Consider the following 15,186-nt stretch of genomic DNA (forward strand, 5'->3'; position numbering starts at 1 on the left):
TATACGGCAATGGCGCATCTGAATCAGGAAAAATCCAAACTGCTCGCCCGCGTGCGCAGGATCCGTGGGCAAGTGGAGGGGTTGGAGAAAGCCCTGGCGCAGGACGTGGACTGCACCGCGTTGCTGACGCAGGTGGCGGCGTTTCGTGGCGCTGCGCAGGGCTTGATGGTCGAGCTGCTCAGCGAGCACTTGAAGCACCATGTCGCGGCACCGGAGGCGCTGGGTGAGCGCGAACTGGCGGTAGACGACATCACCGCCATTCTCAAGACCTATCTCAAGTAAGGGCTGTCATCAAAACGACTGCGCTCACCGTTGGGTAAGCGCGGCCGTTGCCCGGAATCGGCATGTGCCACTCGTGCACTGCGGTTCCTACGCGCTGTCTGCACCCGCTGGTCACTGCGCGCTACGTCTTTTTTGCCGCTTCAAGTCCTGCACATCGGGTCGATGCGATCACGCCGATTCGCTTTTTACCTTGTGCGCTGCGCGGACTGAGCGACTGCAAGCATGCGTTGGACCTTGGGGTGTGTGCCTGCAGTGTCCTGCGGCGATGCGCGCGACGTGCCGCAACGCACGCATGACGCCCCCGATGTCGCGAACGATGCACGGTCGGGACGTCGCGCCGAACTGCGCGTATGGCTGCGCGCACGGAATCCACCCTCAACGCCTCGCCTGATTGCAGGCGCGATGGCGTGCTGGGCGCTCAGCGCGCCGACGGCTCCAGCGTCATCAGCACCACATCGTTGCTGCGCATCGGCACGCGGATCTCCACCACGCCATCGGCGCCGACGTGCACGCGCCGGTCCTGCTCGGGCGTGTCGCGCGTGGCCTGCTGCAACTGCGCCAGGTCATTGGGCATGCCCATGTCGATGTACAGCGACAGCGGATCGTTGCGCCGGTAGCCGGTCTTGCGCACCTGCAGCCGATAGTTGCCGGCCGACACGTGCGCCAGGCGGAACACCAGCGCTGGGCTGTCTGTGTTCGGCACCTGTTTGGTAGAGAACGGGGTATTGCTCACCGCCTGCTGCCAATCCCAGACCAGTGCGGCGATGCGCTGGCCATCCACCGCCGCAAACGCATGCGCATCGCGCAGCGGAACATTGCGGCCCTTGAGCGCGTTCAGATACTTGTAGGCAAACCACGCCGGCTTGCGGATACCCTCGCGATTCACCAGCCCGAAGCCGCCATGGAAGCCGGGTTCTTCGAACAGATCGGTGTAGGTCCAGTAACTCATGCCCTGCACAAGGCCTTGCACCTGCTTGAGCTTGGTCAGGATGTAGGGCGCGTTGATGCAGCTGTCATGGACGAAATCGCGCGGCGTATAGCTGCTGCCCCACTCGGTGAAATACAGCGGCAGATCCGAAACGGCGAGGCCTGGATCTGCGCACGCACGCGGCGCACATCGCCGACGATGGCATCCGGCAATGCCGACAGCTTGACGTCCTGTTTGCCGTCTTCATCGAGAAAGCCGCCCTCCACGCCATAGGTATGCGTGGTGACGGAGTCGATCGGTAGTTTGTTCTTGGCAACGAAGGCCAGCAGTTCCGGCACCCAGTCCGCACCGGCGGTGGACGGGCCGCCGACGCGCAGTTGCGGATCGATCGCCTTGATCGTGCGTGCGGTGTTCGCATACAGGTCGAAGTAGGCCTGCTGGTCGGCGTTCTCCCAGAAGTCCTTGAGGTTGGGCACGTTCCATACCTCGAAGTACCACTGCCGCACCTCGTCGGCGCCATAGCGTGCACGGATGTGGCGCACGTACGCATCAATCAGCTGCGTCCACTTGGCCGGGTCCGGATGCGAAGTGTTGCCCTTCCAGTAGAAGAGCGTCTGCTCGGAGGTCTTCATCGCGCCGGGCGTAAAGCCCAACTCGACGAACGGACGGATGCGCTTGGCCAGCAGCGCATCGTAGAGCCGATCCAGCTTGGTCCAATCCTAGAAGAGCGTGCCGTCGACGTCTTTCACCGTGCCGAGCACGTCATGGAACACATCATGGAAGCGGATATAGCGAAACCCCAGCTCCTGTACCGCCGGAACCAGCTGCGCCTGGCTGTCGCTGCGGATCAAGGTGCCGGGAAAGTCCGAGCCGATCGACAGATCGTAGAAACGGTCGACTGGTTCGCCGGCGGTGGCCAGATCCAGTTGGATCGTGCGAGGCGCAGGTGCTGCCTGCTGTGCCACGGCAGAGGTCGTCATGCAGCCGCTCAGTGCAATTGCCAACCAGATCTTCAGACGCATCACCGCTTCCGCCAATGTTCGATCGCAGAGCGTGGCCCAGCTCCGGCCCGGTGCTGCGGACCGGCGTGCTTGGTCTTCCTGCTGCCGTCGTCGCGTGGCGATGGGTAGGGACCGCATGCGGTCGAATGTGTAAAGGGTGCTTGACATACGGCCGTGCCAGGTGCATCGTGCCTGTCAAGTTGACTTGACAGGCGAAGGGAATGCGTCAGCAGCATCGGCAATGGAATTGCATACCGGCATGGTCGTCGCAGCGGCCGCTGCGTAGCGATGCCTGGATGGGGGACAGTGGCCTGCCAGTGCGCACATCGGCGCACGCGAGGCACCGCGCATGACCCGCTGCAGACGCAATGCGCTACTGGCGCTCTGTCTGGGAGCCGGCCTGCTCGCCGTGGGTGCGCTCGGCCATTGGCGGCTGCTGCCGCTGACTGCCCACCTTGCCGGGCTCTGTGCGGGCGTGGGCGTGTCCTGCCTGTTGCTGGCGCTGCTGCTCTGGCTGTCGCGCGGCAGCCTGCGCGACAGCACGCGGCCGGCACTGGCGCGGCGCTATCACCGCGAATTCGGCGTGCCGATGGGGTTGTATGTGGTGGTGATGCTGTTCTGGAGATATTTGCTTGCGCATGTGGATCCGAGCTGGGCGCGCGTGCTGATCGCCCTGTTGCCGGCCGTGCTGGTCGCCCTGGTGATCCGCGCGGTGGCGCGCTACGTACGCGATTCGGACGAGATGCAGCGGCGCATCGAACTGGAGTCGATCGCCATCGCCGCCGGCCTGGTCAGCGGCGCGTACATGACCGGCGGATTCCTGCAGGCGGCCCAGTTGATCGACATCCCCGCGACGGTGGCGATGTTGTGGGTGTTTCCGATGTTGTGCGCCATCTACGGCGTCACCAAAAGCATCAATGCCCGACGGTTCGAATGAATAGCCGGGTGCGCGAATTGCGCGAGGCCAGCGGCTGGTCGCAAGGCGAGTTGGGCGAACGCCTGGGCGTATCGCGGCAGACCATCAATGCGCTGGAGACCGGCAAGTACGATCCCAGTCTGCCGTTGGCATTTCGCATCGCGCGTCTGTTCGGGGAATCGATCGAGCACGTCTTTCTTTACGAAGACGGGCAGTAGCCGCTCCGGTCACACCCGACCGGATGCGGCGTCAGGGGACAGGAACTATCAGGAGAGATGGTGAACATGGTGAAGCAACCCACACTGGTGGCGGCGCTGCTGATCGCATTGCTGGCAACCGGATGTCAGCGCGCGGACAAACCGGCTGAAAACGCAGCTCCTGCGGCCAAGGCTGACGCGGCGCCCGGCAGCGCGCAGCCGCGTGCAGCCAAGCCGCAGACCGGCACCGCCGCAGGCAATCGTTACGGCACGCTGCAATTTGCACCGTGCACGCTGAGTTCCGGCAGCGCGGCCGGCAATATCGAGGCGCAATGCGCCAGCCTGCGCGTGCCGGAAAACCCGGCCGCGCCGACCGGGCGCAGCATCGATCTGAAGATCGCCTGGCTGGAAAGCGAGGCCGGCGCCGGCAGCACGCCGGATCCGGTGTTTTTCATTGCCGGTGGGCCGGGGCAATCGGCCACCCAGGTCGCCGCGATCGTGGAGATGGGGCTGCATGAAGTCCGCAAGCAGCGCGACATCTTCCTGGTCGATCAGCGCGGTACCGGCGGTTCGCATCCGCTTGCGTGCCGCGATGCCGCCGGCAAGCCGCTCGTACTGGAAAACAGCAGCGCTGCCACCGCCGAGCAATTGACCGACTACGCACGCCAGTGTGCACAAGGGCTGCGCAACGATGCCGATCCGCGTTATTACACCACCAGTGAAGCCATTGGCGACCTGGATGCGGTGCGCGCCGCACTGGGCGTGCAGACGCTCAATCTGGTTGGCGGCTCCTACGGTACCCGGGTCGCACAGCAGTATGCGGCGCGCTATCGGCAACACACACGCACGCTGGTGATCGATGGCGTGGCGCCAAACGATCTGGTGATCGGCGGCGAGTTCGCGCGGACGTTCGAAGATGCGATCGCGTTGCAGGCCACGCAATGCCGCAAGGAAGCGGCATGCGCCAAACGCTTTCCGGTGGACACGCGCACACAGCTGCGGCAGGTGGTGGAGCGTCTGCGTCAGGCGCCGGTTGCGGTGGATTACCGCGACCCGCGCACCGGTGAACTGCACCACGAGCAGGTGACGGCCGATACCGTGGTCGGCCTGGCGTTCGGGTTTTCGTATGCGCCGGAAACCGCCTCGTTGTTGCCGCTGGTGCTGGACGAAGCGGCGGCAGGGCGTTATGCCTCGCTGATGGCACTGGCGCAGATGAGCGCATCGGACATGTCCGACCAGATGAACCGCCCGATGCAATGGTCGGTGCTGTGCAGCGAAGACGCCGGTCGCTACACGCCGCCAGCCGGCAAGGACGACACCTTGCTGGGGGCGGAAGTGGCGCAGATGTTCTTCGCACCCTGCAAGGCCTGGCCGACCAAGCCGGCCCCGGCTGCCGACGCCGCACCGTTCAGATCCGACGTGCCGGTGCTGTTGCTGTCGGGCGAGCTGGATCCGGTGACGCCGCCGCGCTATGCCGAGCGTGTGCTGCAGGGCCTGCCCAATGGCCGTCACCTGGTGGCGCCGGGGCAGGGCCACGGGGTGTTTCGATTGGGCTGCATGCCCAAGGTGTTGGGCCAGTTCCTGCAGTCCGCCAATGCCAAGGCACTGGATGCACAGTGCGTGGCCAGCCTCAACAACGTGCCCGCGTTTACCTCGTTCAACGGATGGGAACCATGAGCCGCACCGACCACGCCACGGAGGCGCACGCATGATCGTCGTCGACAAGTTGCACAAGTCGTTCAAGACCAAGACCGGGCTGGTGAAGGCGGTCGATGGGGTCAGTTTCAGTGCTGCCGACGGCCAGATCACCGGCCTGCTCGGCCCCAACGGTGCCGGCAAGACCACCACCTTGCGCATGCTCTACACGCTGATGTCGCCCGACCAGGGCAGCGTCACGGTGGACGGCGTGGATGCCGCCCGCGACCCGGTGACGGTGCGGCGCGCGCTGGGCGTGTTGCCGGATGCGCGCGGGGTCTACAAGCGGCTGACCGCGCGCGAGAACATCGCCTATTTCGGCGAGCTGCATGGCCTGTCGCGGGCGCGGATCGCCGAGCGCACGCGCCTGCTGTCGGCGGCGCTGGACATGGACGACATTCTCGACCGTCAGACCGAAGGCTTCAGCCAGGGCCAGCGCACCAAGACCGCGATTGCGCGCGCGCTGGTGCACGACCCGCGCAACGTCATCCTCGACGAGCCCACCAACGGGCTGGATGTGATGACCACGCGCGCTATGCGCGGCTTTCTGCAGGAGCTGCGTGCCGAAGGGCGCTGCGTGATCTTTTCCAGCCACATCATGCAGGAGGTGGCGGCGCTGTGCGATCGCATCGTCATCGTCGCCAAGGGCACGGTGGTGGCCTGCGGCAGCGCCGACGAACTGCGCGCCAGCACCGGTGAAAGCAACCTGGAAGACGCCTTCGTCAAGGCGATCGGCTCGGACGAGGGACTGCACGCATGAGCACCACATCGTTGTTGTCCACATTATGGACGGTGCTGCGCAAGGAATTGCGCGACATCGGCCGCGATCGCCGTACGCTCGCACTGGCCTTGCTGCTGTCGCCATTGCTGTATCCGGTCCTGATCCTGGGCATGGGCGCACTGAGCGAAAGCCGCGTGCGTACGCAGATCGACAAGCCGTTGGAGATCCCCATGCTCGGGCGCGAGAACGCGCCCAATCTGGTGCGGTTCCTGGCCGCGCAGGGGCTCAATGCGGTCGATGCGCCGGCCGATCTGACCGCCGCGATCCGCAATCAGGATGTGGATGTGGCACTGCGCATCAGCGACAGCTATGCCGACGATTGGCGCGCCGGGCGCCCGGCCCTGGTGGAGGTCATCAAGGACAGCACACGGCGCGAGGCCGACGTGCCGAGCCTGCGCCTGCAGGCCGCACTCGGCAGCTATAGCCAGCAGGTCGGTGCACTGCGCCTGCTGGCGCGCGGCATCGATGCGCAGGTGGGCAGGCCACTGGAAATCGCCGCGCAGGACCTGGCCACCGCCGAAGCCAAGCGCGGGCAGATGATGGCGATGCTGCTGCCGGTGCTGCTGGTGATCACCTCGTTCCTGGGCGGCGCCTCGCTGATCCTGGATGCCACTGCCGGCGAGCGCGAACGCCAGTCGCTGGAACCCTTGCTGGCCACCCCGGCGCCGCGCAGTGCGATCGTCAGCGGCAAGATCGCCGCCGCCTGCGTGGTCGGCATGGTGTCGCTGTTGCTGACCCTGCTGGCCTTCAAGTTGAGTGCGCAGCTGTCCACCTCGACCCTGGGCCGCCAGCTCAACGTCGGCTTCGTGCCGATGCTGCAGATGCTGTTCATCCTGGTGCCGATGCTGTTCATCGGCACGTCGCTGCTGACCTATCTGGCCGCCGCGGCCAAGAGCATGAAGGAAGCGCAGGCGCATATGACCTGGCTGTTGCTGCTGCCGATGCTGCCGGGCTATGCGCTGATGGCGTATCCGTTGAAGACGCAGCTATGGCATTTCGCGGTGCCGTTTCTGGCGCAGAATCAGATGCTGCTCAAGGTGATCCGCCATGAGCAGATCACTGCGCAGACCTGGGCGGTGTACCTGCTGGCGGGCTTCGGTGTGGCCGCGGTGCTGTGGTACGCGGCGGTGCGTCGCTATCATCAGGAACGGTTGGCGATTTCCGGTTGATGCATCTTCTCCCACCGGGAGAAGCCGGCGCGTGGCGCCGGATGAGGGCGCGGATCGCCCGCCTGTACGAATGCGCGATTACTGATGCTGATGCTGATTGAACGTCGTTGTCTGCGCAGTGCGTGACGTCCACTCTGTCGCCGTACCCTCACCCCAACCCCTCTCCCGCAGGAGAGGGGCTTACAGTTCCTTCTCGGAATGTGAGGGGCCTAGTGTCCCTTCTCCCCTCGGGAGAAGGTGCCCGAAGGGCGGATGAGGGGACGGATCACCAGCGAACAAAAAGCCCGCATCGCTGCGGGCTTTTTGTTTGGTGCCCGATCGCCGGGAGTGCAGTGCATCGATCATCGGCAGCCATCAGCAATCAATCAACAAACGATCGACCAATCAAGCGATCAACGACCAAGCGATCAAGCAAGCAATCAATCAAGCAAGCAAGCAATCAAGCAACCAACGGACTCACTCCGCCGCATGCAGAACTACTCGATCGCCCAACGCTCCACTCAACCGCCCGGGTTGAACGACAGCGTGCGCCGCGTGGTCACCGGTGCGGCCACCGGCTCGAAGCGCCAGCGTTTGACCGCATTGAGCGCTTCGCGGTCGAACACGCGTGGCGGGGTGGCGCGCAACACACGTGAGGCGGTGATCGAGCCGTCGGTGCCGACGGTGATCTCCACCAGCACTTCGCCGGAAGTGCCGGCGCGCAGCGCTTCCGGCGGGTAACGCGGTGCCGGGGTGCTGATCGGGCGCAGCGACTGCGCGGCCGGTGCAGCTGCGGCGGCCGCCGGTGCCGGGCGCGGGGCGGCTGGAGTGGGTGCCGGGACCTCGGCCTGACGGCGCGTGGCGGCTTGGCGTTCGGCCTCTGCGCTCTGCTGGCGGGCGGTTTCCTGTTGCGCGGCGATCTGCTGCGCAGCGGCCGCCTCGCGGGTCTGCTGCTCGGCCAGACGCTTCTGCTCGGCGGCCTGCTTGGCCTTGTCCTCGACCAGCTTCTTGGCCTGCTCGGCATCCTGTTCGGAGCGGCTGGCGGCGGTCTTCATGCCGTTTTCAAGGCCGCTCTTCAGGCGCGGCAGTGCCGGTGCCTTGGCGTCGACCTTTTCGATCAGCGCGATCAGGCGCTGCGCCTCGGGGAATTCTTCGCGGCTGATGCCCTGTTCGGCGGCGATCAGCGTGTACGGCAGCAGATCGGTCAGCGCGCTGTTGACGGTGGCGTCCTGCGGCTGCTTTTCACGCAAGGCCAGGTAGTACTCCACCGCGTTGTCGCCGGCCGGGGCGTACATGCGGTTGTCCTGCAAGGCCTTGGTGGCCGATGCGCGCAACTGGTCGGCGGCCATCGATTGCACCTGCGGCGACACCGCCGTGGCCGGCGTCGGCGCGGTGGCCGGTGCCGCAGGCGTGGCGCCGGTGGCAGGCGCGGTGGTGGCGGCCTTGTCGTCCTGCTTGGAGCAGGCGGCCAGGCCGACCAACAAAATGACCGGCGCGATCCGGCGTGCCATACGGCCCTGTGTCAGATCCAACATGCGTCCCCCTTACCCCGATTGCGAAAGATGCTGCGGCGAGGCCGGCCATTGTTCCCGCAATGGACGGCAAAGCGGCAATCTAGCATTGCTGGGGTGGTCTAAGCCAAGGCAGGCGCCTTCCGCGCGCGAAATTCATTCCGCCCCGGTAGCCAGCGCCGCATCGGCCGGCAGCCCTGTGGCCGGCTCGGGCAGCGGCGGCGCAGGGCAGTAGCGGCGCAGAAAGTCCGCATGCGCAGGCAGGCGTGCCAGTGCGGCATCGACCCGCGTGCGGATGCTCTCCAGGAAATGACGGAGCTCGGCATCGCCCATCAGGTCGGCCACCGGGTGATGCTGCTTCGGCGTGATGCCCTGGCCCAGCATCACCTGCACCCAGGAATTTTCCGCAAACAGCTCGTTGGCCTGGTGGAACACCCGCCCGCTCTGGCGGAACAACTCCACCCGATGACGCAGCGTGTCGGGGATGTCCATCGCCGCGCAATCGCGCCAGAACGGCGTGTCGCGGCGGTCGGTGGCGTGGTAATGCAGGATCACGAAATCGCGGATATGGGTGATTTCGGCGGCGGCCTGGCGGTTGTATTCGGCAATGTCGACATCGTTGATGACCTGCGGGAAGGTCTGCATCAGCCGGATGATGCCGCGCTGGATCAGATGGATGTTGGTCGATTCCAACGGCTCCAGGAAGCCGCTGGCCAGCCCCAGCGCCACGCAGTTCTTTTCCCACACCCGATGCCGCTGATTGGGCGTGAAGCGCAGTGCGCGCGGCTGGGTCAGTGCGCGGCCGCTGAGATTGCGCTGCAGCGCCTGCGCGGCGCTGTCCTGGTCCATGTAGCGGCTGGAGTACACGATGCCGTTGCCGACCCGGTGCTGCAGCGGAATGCGCCACATCCAGCCCGCCCGATCGGCGCGCGAGCGGGTGTAGGGCACCGGCGCGCCGACCGACTCGGTCTGCACCGCCAGCGCGCTGTCGGCGAACAGCCACTGCGACCAATCGTCCGTGCCCACGCCCAGCGTCTTGCCGATCAGCAGGCCGGCAAAGCCGGTGCAATCCAGGAACAGGTCGCCTTCCACCCGCGTGCCGTTGTCCAGCATCAACGCGGTGAGATAGCCGCTGTGTGGGTCGGTCTCCACGTTGCCGATGCGGCCTTCGATACGCTGCACGCCGAAGCCTTCGCTGAAGCGGCGCAGGAAGCGCGCGTACAGGCCGGCATCCAGGTGATAGGCGTAGTTCATTCCGCCATTGGGCAGATGCGCAAAGCGGCCTTCCTGCGCGGCGCGCAGTTCCAGGCAGTAGTCGCCGAAGTCGCGCGCCACGCCACGCTGCCGGCCCTTCAACCAGAAATGATGAAAGCCCGCGCTCCAGTGATCGGTGCCGGTGTGGCCGAAGGAGTGGATGTAGTGCCGGTCCACGTCGCGCCAGTGTTCAAAGCCGATGCCCAGCTTGATGGTGGCCTGCGTGGCGGCCATGAACGCGGCCTCGTCGATCTCCAGCAGGCGGTGGAAGGTGACCAGGCTGGGGATGGTGGCTTCGCCCACGCCCACCGTGCCGATCTCGTCCGATTCCACCAGCACGATCTGCAGGTGCCGGCCCAGCACTTTGGATAACGCGGCGGCGGCCATCCAGCCGGCGGTGCCGCCACCGGCGATGACGACGCGGCGTACCGGGCGCTGTTGTGGGTCGGAAGGGGCGGTGTCGGTCATCGGGTCAGATCCTCAGCGATTCAGGCGTTGCAGCAATCGTGCGCGCAGGCTGCGGGCACGGGCCTCGTCCATCGGCGCCAGGACGCCGCGCGCGGACTCCGGCATGTATGCGGCGGTGTCCGCATCGGCGTCGAACACATAATGGTCGAACACGTCCTGCCAGATGGCGCGCTGTTCGGCGGGCAGGTCGCGAAGGGTGAGCAGCGCCAGCATCAGCGCGTTCATCGGCGAATCCATGTAGGCCGGGCTCTGCCGCCACCAGAAATTCACCAATACGTTGAACGGCGTCAGCGCTTCGACGTGATGCCACCACATGCTGGGAATGAACAGCGCATCGCCCGGTTCCAGCTCGGCCGCCAGCGCGTGTTCCAGCGCCTGCGCAAAGCGTGGAAAGCGCTGCAGGTCCGGCGCGGCGATATCGACCAGGCTGACCGGCTGCCCCGCAGGGGTGAGATCGAGCGGGCCGATATACAGATTCGCCAGTTGCTGCGGCGGAAACAGGGTGAAGCGGCGGCGCCCGGCGACCACGCAGGCCAGGTTGTCGGGCAGGTCCTGGTGGGCGGCGATGCGGGTGCGGTTGCCGATCCAGATACTGGCCAGCGGCTGCGCCTGCGGCAGGGCGATCGGGTTGTGCGCGCGCAGGCCGGGCAGGTAGGTGTCCAGCGTGGTGGACCCGACATAGATCGCCGGGGGTTGCGGGTTGTGCAGATCGCGCAGCAGGGTCTCCAGCACCACGCTCAGCGGCACGCGTTCGGGGCGGAAATTGAAGCCGCTCATGTCCGCGTTGTAGAAGAAGCGCCCGCCGATGTCCGGCGGGCCGACCTGCGCCACCACTGCCTCGCCGCGATCGAAACCGCGCAGGTAGGCGACCGCCGCCTGCGCAGAGGTCGCGCCGGCCTGCGCCAGTGGCCAGTCGCGCACCAGCCCGCGCAACACCAGGGGCGTGGTGGAGCGCAGCACGGCCGGGTCCAGCTGCTGTGGGTCCAGCCCGTGCCGTTCTTCGATGGCGCGCGGCTCAGCCAGCATGACGGCGCTGCATGCGGTCGAGCAGATGGCGGAACTGCGCGATCGAGGCCACCGCCATGTACAGCGGTTCCAGATCGCCATGCCGGTGCAAATCGAGCAAGGCCGCATCGTCGAGTGCGCGCAGGCGCTCTTCGTGCACGGCGTAGAGCCCGCTAAGACGGCATTCCAGGCCGTTCTGCAGCGTGGCCTCGAACACGAACGGTTCGAGCAAATCGTAGCCAAGCAAGCGTGCGACGAAGGCCTCGCTCGCCGCCAGGCCATCGTGCAAGGTGCGCAACACCTGGCTGATGTGGTCGAGAAACTCGCTGGTGCCGCCGTGTTCGCGGAACAGCACTTCCCCTTCGCTGCGGCTGATGCGCGGGCTGTCCAGATCCACGTGCACCATCGGCCCGTCCGCTTGCTCGCCGATCGAAAACGGTTGCCGCTGGATCGCCAGCGGCACGTACGGCGCATCCCAGCGTGCGCCGTCCAGGAACAGGTTTTCGCCCAGGCGCAATCCCAGCAACGCCAGCGGCCGAAAACTGCGCTCGCCGCTGCGATGGAACACGATCGGGTATTGCGCCTGCAGTTGGCGAAATTCCTGCGGAAAGGTCGCGGCCGACATCACGTCATCGCCGAAGGCGGCGCCGTGCGCGGTGATCACGCGCAGATCGCAGTGATCGAGATTGTTCAACAACACGGCATTGGTCATGGGGAAGCCACATCACGCGGGGCGCGTGGCCCATGTTTGGACAGTGACCCTTCGCGTGGCAAGTGCCGGATGCAACAACTCCGGTCGGCACGTCGGAAGGCCATGCAAGCGTCCCGGCAGGCGCGCTGCCGGGACGCTTGGTGAAGCAGTGGCATCACCAGAACTTGTAGCGTACACCCAGCATGTAGCGCGGGCCGGTCTGGGTGGCGTAGATGATCTGGTTCGGGTGCCGGCCGTGCTGACGCTGCACCTCGTCGGTGAGGTTGATCGCCTCCAGGCTCAGCGACAGGTTTTCGGTCCACTGGTAGCCGATGCTCAGATCCAGCTGGCCATAGGCTTCGGTATAGACCGGATTGGGCTGGCCGCTGCCATCGAAGCGCGCGGCCAGGAATTCGTCGCGCCAGTTGTAGGCCGCACGCACCTGCCACTTGTCCCTGTCGTAGAAGCCGACCACGTTGGCCGAATCGCTCAGCCCTTCCAGCGCGAACTGCTCGCCGATCACATAGTTGTCGTACGTCAGACCGGAGTCGACCATGGTGTAGTTGGCCGACACGCCGAAGCCGCTGGCGCCGAACATGTGCTGCAGGTTGAACTCCCAACCGTCCAGCGAGGCCGAGCGCTGGTTGGCCGGCGCGGTGATGGCGAAGTTGGCTACCGGATCGCCCGGCTGCCCGCTGATCACACCGGTGGCGTTGCCGTTGGAATCGTCCTGCCCGCGCACCACACCGGGCGCACCGCCGCGGTTGCGGAAGATGTAGTTGCGGATGCAGGTCAGGTCGGCCGAAGCGCAGCCGTTGCCCAGCGCTTCGTTCCAGTACGCACCACCCACCGGCGTGTTCAATCCCAGCGAGGCATCGTTGCGCGTGGTCACGCCGATGTAGTTGTCGATGTTCTTGCGGAAGAAGCCCACCGAAGCGTAGCTGGCATCGCTGTAGTACCACTCCAGCGACAGGTCGATATTGTGCGAGAGCAGCGGCTTCAGGCCGGGGTTGCCTTCCTGGCCGGTGCCGCCCTCCAGGCGCGCGATCTGGTTGAGCGTCTGCCCGCCCTGGATATCGCCCCAGCCGGGCCGGCCGATGGTTTCACCGTAGCTGCCGCGCAGCACCAGATCCTCGGTGAGCTTGAAGCTCAGGTCCAGGCTGGGCAGCCAGTACTCGTACTTGCCGCTGCCGCTGGCGAACGCAGAGTCGGCCAGGCGGATCGGCAACTCGTTGTTGGCGACCCAGTCGATGCCCACTGCCACCGGCACCAGCGCCTGCGCGTCCACCTTGGTTTCTTCGTAGCGCACACCGGCGGCCAGGCTGATCGGCACGCGCAGATCGTCCCAGCTGTTGTTCCACTGCAGGTAGGCGTTCTTGGATTTTTCGGTCACGCGGCGGTCGGTGGTGAATACCGGCGAGGTACGGTACAGCGCCTCGTCGCCGGCCACCTGCGCGGCAGCCTGGCGAGCACGTTCGAAGTCGAACAGGAACAGCTGGTTGAACTGCGCCGGATTGCCGCTGCCGTCGATCGCATCGAAGTACTGCGCGAACGAACTGGGGATCCACAGATCGTCCGGATAATCGGCCGCGGTGCCGGCACCGCCCCAGGTGTCGCGCTGCACGTTGGAGAACGCCGAGCGGTTCTTGACCTCGGTGCTGCCGATGCCGAACTTCAACTGCGAATAGTTTTCGAAGGTGAAGTCGCCGTTGACCTGGGCCTGGTCGATCTCCGACTTCATGTAGCTGTTGCGGAACGCCGAGCCGGTGACCAGCGTGCGCGACGGATCCAGCCCGGTCAGGCCAAAGCCCAGCTGCTGCTGCAACACCGGGAAATCCTTGCTGAAATCCACCACCGAGGTGCCGCGGTAAAAACCGGACACGCCCAGCGAGTTGCTCGAGCCGTACGGGCTGTCCGCGCCGGCTTCGGCGGTGGAGCGGTGGATGTCGAAGTTGAGCTTGAACTGATCGTTGACCGCCCAATCCACGTTGAAACCCAGCGACTTGTTCTGGTTGCGCGTGGCCGCATTGGAGCCGGCGGTGGCCAGATCGCTGGTGGCTGGATTGACGATTTCCGAATAGGTCACCGGCCCGGCGACCGGGCCATTGGTCCAGGCGCTGGCCGACGGCCCATAGTTGAACCACACCGACATCTCGTTGCGCTGCTGCTGGATCTTGTTTTCCGAATAGGTGTAATCCAGCGTCGTGGTGACGTTGTCCAGCGGCTTGTACTGCAGCGTCAACTGGCCGTTGGTACGTTGGCGCTCCACGCCGACCACGCGGTAGTTGAGGTTCTGCGGCACCGAATAGATATCGTTCGGGCCGGGGCGGTTGACGATGTTCTCCGAGCCCGGCGTACCCGGCTGCGGGATGGTGCCGTAGGCGGTGGAATCGCCGCGGAACGAACGCCAGCCGTTGGGCACGCCGACCTGGCTGTAGCCGAAGTCGCGTTCCTGGTAGCTACCGCTCAGCGACACGCCGAAGCGTCCGTCGGCCGAGGTGTTGCTGAAGATGCCGGAGATTTCCGGTGTCAGCGAATCGCCCTGCAGGCGTCCGGGCAGATTCTCGTTGGAACTGTCGTGCACGCCCTTGAGGCCAACGTTGGCATGCAGGCCCGGGTTGTCCAGCGGCCGGGCCGTCTTGATGTTGATGGTCGCACCGATGCCGCCGGTGGGCGTGCTGGCGCGGCTGGTCTTGAACACCTCAATGCCGGAGATCGACTCCGATGCGAGGTTGGCGAAGTCGAACGCGCGCGAGTTGGAGGCGTTGGATTCCTCGATGCTGGCGCCCGGCATCTGCCGGCCGTTCAACAGCACCAGGTTGAAGTCCGGCCCGACGCCGCGCACGGTGACGCGCGAGCCTTCGCCCAGCGAACGGTCGATCGACACGCCGCTGATGCGTTGCAGCGACTCGGCCAGATTGGTATCGGGGAACTTGCCGATGTCCTCGGCCACGATGCCGTCGACGATGCCTTGCGCGTCGCGCTTGACGTTCATCGACGAGGTCAGGCTGCCACGGATACCGGTGACCTGCACCGCATCGAGCGTGGCGGGATCGGCCTGGCCCGCGCCGGGGACGGTGGATGCGGACTGCGGTGCCGGCGCGGTCTGCGCGGCCAGTGGCGTCGACAGGGCAAACAGCAGGGCAGACGTCAGACGCCGCGTGCGCGGCAGGGTGCGTGGCTCTCTCACGATGATTTCTTCCCCAAATGAAGATAAGCCGGCCCCAGGCGGGACAGGCGAAGGTCGATGAAACAATCGAGCATTTGTGAGCGCAGCCTTAACCAAGTCAACTTGCACTGCAGCATCGG

Annotated in this window: 11 protein-coding genes, 1 other RNA gene and 1 pseudogene; 7 read left to right on the top strand and 6 right to left on the bottom strand. The window is 65.7% G+C overall.

Features of this window, described 5'->3' with window-relative positions:
- Positions 1-9: 9 nt before the first annotated feature.
- Positions 10-282 (top strand): metal/formaldehyde-sensitive transcriptional repressor, encoded by a 273-nt coding sequence (locus XarjCFBP7645_RS12155; protein ID WP_039521109.1) that lies wholly within the window; start codon positions 10-12, stop codon positions 280-282.
- A gap of 62 nt (positions 283-344) precedes the next feature.
- Positions 345-419: non-coding RNA, sX9 sRNA (locus XarjCFBP7645_RS12160), on the top strand.
- A gap of 281 nt (positions 420-700) precedes the next feature.
- Here XarjCFBP7645_RS12160 and XarjCFBP7645_RS12165 read toward each other — a convergent pair.
- A pseudogene (locus tag XarjCFBP7645_RS12165) lies at positions 701-2,232 on the bottom strand (GH39 family glycosyl hydrolase).
- 328 nt (positions 2,233-2,560) lie between these two features.
- Here XarjCFBP7645_RS12165 and XarjCFBP7645_RS12170 point away from each other — a divergent pair.
- Genes XarjCFBP7645_RS12170 through XarjCFBP7645_RS12190 form a run of 5 tightly spaced genes read left to right on the top strand, consistent with a single transcriptional unit; the run spans position 2,561 to position 6,969 of the window.
- Positions 2,561-3,148, top strand: a complete 588-nt coding sequence (locus XarjCFBP7645_RS12170; RefSeq protein WP_104537662.1) for a hypothetical protein — start codon at positions 2,561-2,563, stop codon at positions 3,146-3,148.
- Positions 3,145-3,345, top strand: a complete 201-nt coding sequence (locus XarjCFBP7645_RS12175; RefSeq protein WP_016903655.1) for a helix-turn-helix transcriptional regulator — start codon at positions 3,145-3,147, stop codon at positions 3,343-3,345. Before XarjCFBP7645_RS12170 ends, XarjCFBP7645_RS12175 begins: the two co-directional genes overlap by 4 nt.
- Before the next feature lie 60 nt (positions 3,346-3,405).
- Positions 3,406-5,001, top strand: coding sequence for an alpha/beta hydrolase (locus XarjCFBP7645_RS12180; RefSeq protein WP_181126305.1), 1,596 nt, complete (start codon positions 3,406-3,408; stop codon positions 4,999-5,001).
- Between the two features lie 31 nt (positions 5,002-5,032).
- Positions 5,033-5,779, top strand: coding sequence for an ATP-binding cassette domain-containing protein (locus tag XarjCFBP7645_RS12185; protein WP_104537664.1), 747 nt, complete (start codon positions 5,033-5,035; stop codon positions 5,777-5,779).
- Positions 5,776-6,969, top strand: coding sequence for an ABC transporter permease (locus XarjCFBP7645_RS12190; protein ID WP_104537665.1), 1,194 nt, complete (start codon positions 5,776-5,778; stop codon positions 6,967-6,969). The genes XarjCFBP7645_RS12185 and XarjCFBP7645_RS12190 overlap by 4 nt, the downstream gene beginning before the upstream one ends.
- A gap of 500 nt (positions 6,970-7,469) precedes the next feature.
- On the opposite strand, the gene XarjCFBP7645_RS12200 is transcribed toward XarjCFBP7645_RS12190, so the two are convergent.
- From XarjCFBP7645_RS12200 to XarjCFBP7645_RS12220, 5 genes are all read right to left on the bottom strand, one after another.
- Positions 7,470-8,483, bottom strand: a complete 1,014-nt coding sequence (locus tag XarjCFBP7645_RS12200) for an energy transducer TonB (protein ID WP_104537667.1) — start codon at positions 8,481-8,483, stop codon at positions 7,470-7,472.
- Positions 8,484-8,615: 132 nt separating this feature from the next.
- Positions 8,616-10,181, bottom strand: coding sequence for a tryptophan halogenase family protein (locus XarjCFBP7645_RS12205; protein ID WP_104537668.1), 1,566 nt, complete (start codon positions 10,179-10,181; stop codon positions 8,616-8,618).
- Positions 10,182-10,193: 12 nt separating this feature from the next.
- Positions 10,194-11,207: a cupin-like domain-containing protein gene (locus tag XarjCFBP7645_RS12210; RefSeq protein ID WP_104537669.1), complete on the bottom strand. Its 1,014-nt coding sequence runs from the start codon at positions 11,205-11,207 to the stop codon at positions 10,194-10,196.
- Positions 11,197-11,898: a SapC family protein gene (locus XarjCFBP7645_RS12215; protein ID WP_166776115.1), complete on the bottom strand. Its 702-nt coding sequence runs from the start codon at positions 11,896-11,898 to the stop codon at positions 11,197-11,199. Before XarjCFBP7645_RS12215 ends, XarjCFBP7645_RS12210 begins: the two co-directional genes overlap by 11 nt.
- A gap of 154 nt (positions 11,899-12,052) precedes the next feature.
- Positions 12,053-15,067, bottom strand: coding sequence for a TonB-dependent receptor (locus XarjCFBP7645_RS12220; protein WP_104537670.1), 3,015 nt, complete (start codon positions 15,065-15,067; stop codon positions 12,053-12,055).
- Between the last annotated feature and the right edge of the window lie 119 nt (positions 15,068-15,186).

Origin of the sequence: Xanthomonas arboricola (genome assembly GCF_002940665.1) — a bacterium.
GTDB classification, from domain to species: domain Bacteria; phylum Pseudomonadota; class Gammaproteobacteria; order Xanthomonadales; family Xanthomonadaceae; genus Xanthomonas; species Xanthomonas arboricola_B.

Coding starts and splice junctions, on each gene's coding strand:
- XarjCFBP7645_RS12215 (WP_166776115.1), bottom strand. CDS start 11,898: ATGACCAATGCCGTGTTGTTGAACAATCTCGATCACTGCGATCTGCGC.
- XarjCFBP7645_RS12155 (WP_039521109.1), top strand. CDS start 10: ATGGCGCATCTGAATCAGGAAAAATCCAAACTGCTCGCCCGCGTGCGC.
- XarjCFBP7645_RS12210 (WP_104537669.1), bottom strand. CDS start 11,207: ATGCTGGCTGAGCCGCGCGCCATCGAAGAACGGCACGGGCTGGACCCA.
- XarjCFBP7645_RS12185 (WP_104537664.1), top strand. CDS start 5,033: ATGATCGTCGTCGACAAGTTGCACAAGTCGTTCAAGACCAAGACCGGG.
- XarjCFBP7645_RS12175 (WP_016903655.1), top strand. CDS start 3,145: ATGAATAGCCGGGTGCGCGAATTGCGCGAGGCCAGCGGCTGGTCGCAA.
- XarjCFBP7645_RS12205 (WP_104537668.1), bottom strand. CDS start 10,181: ATGACCGACACCGCCCCTTCCGACCCACAACAGCGCCCGGTACGCCGC.
- XarjCFBP7645_RS12170 (WP_104537662.1), top strand. CDS start 2,561: ATGACCCGCTGCAGACGCAATGCGCTACTGGCGCTCTGTCTGGGAGCC.
- XarjCFBP7645_RS12200 (WP_104537667.1), bottom strand. CDS start 8,483: ATGTTGGATCTGACACAGGGCCGTATGGCACGCCGGATCGCGCCGGTC.
- XarjCFBP7645_RS12190 (WP_104537665.1), top strand. CDS start 5,776: ATGAGCACCACATCGTTGTTGTCCACATTATGGACGGTGCTGCGCAAG.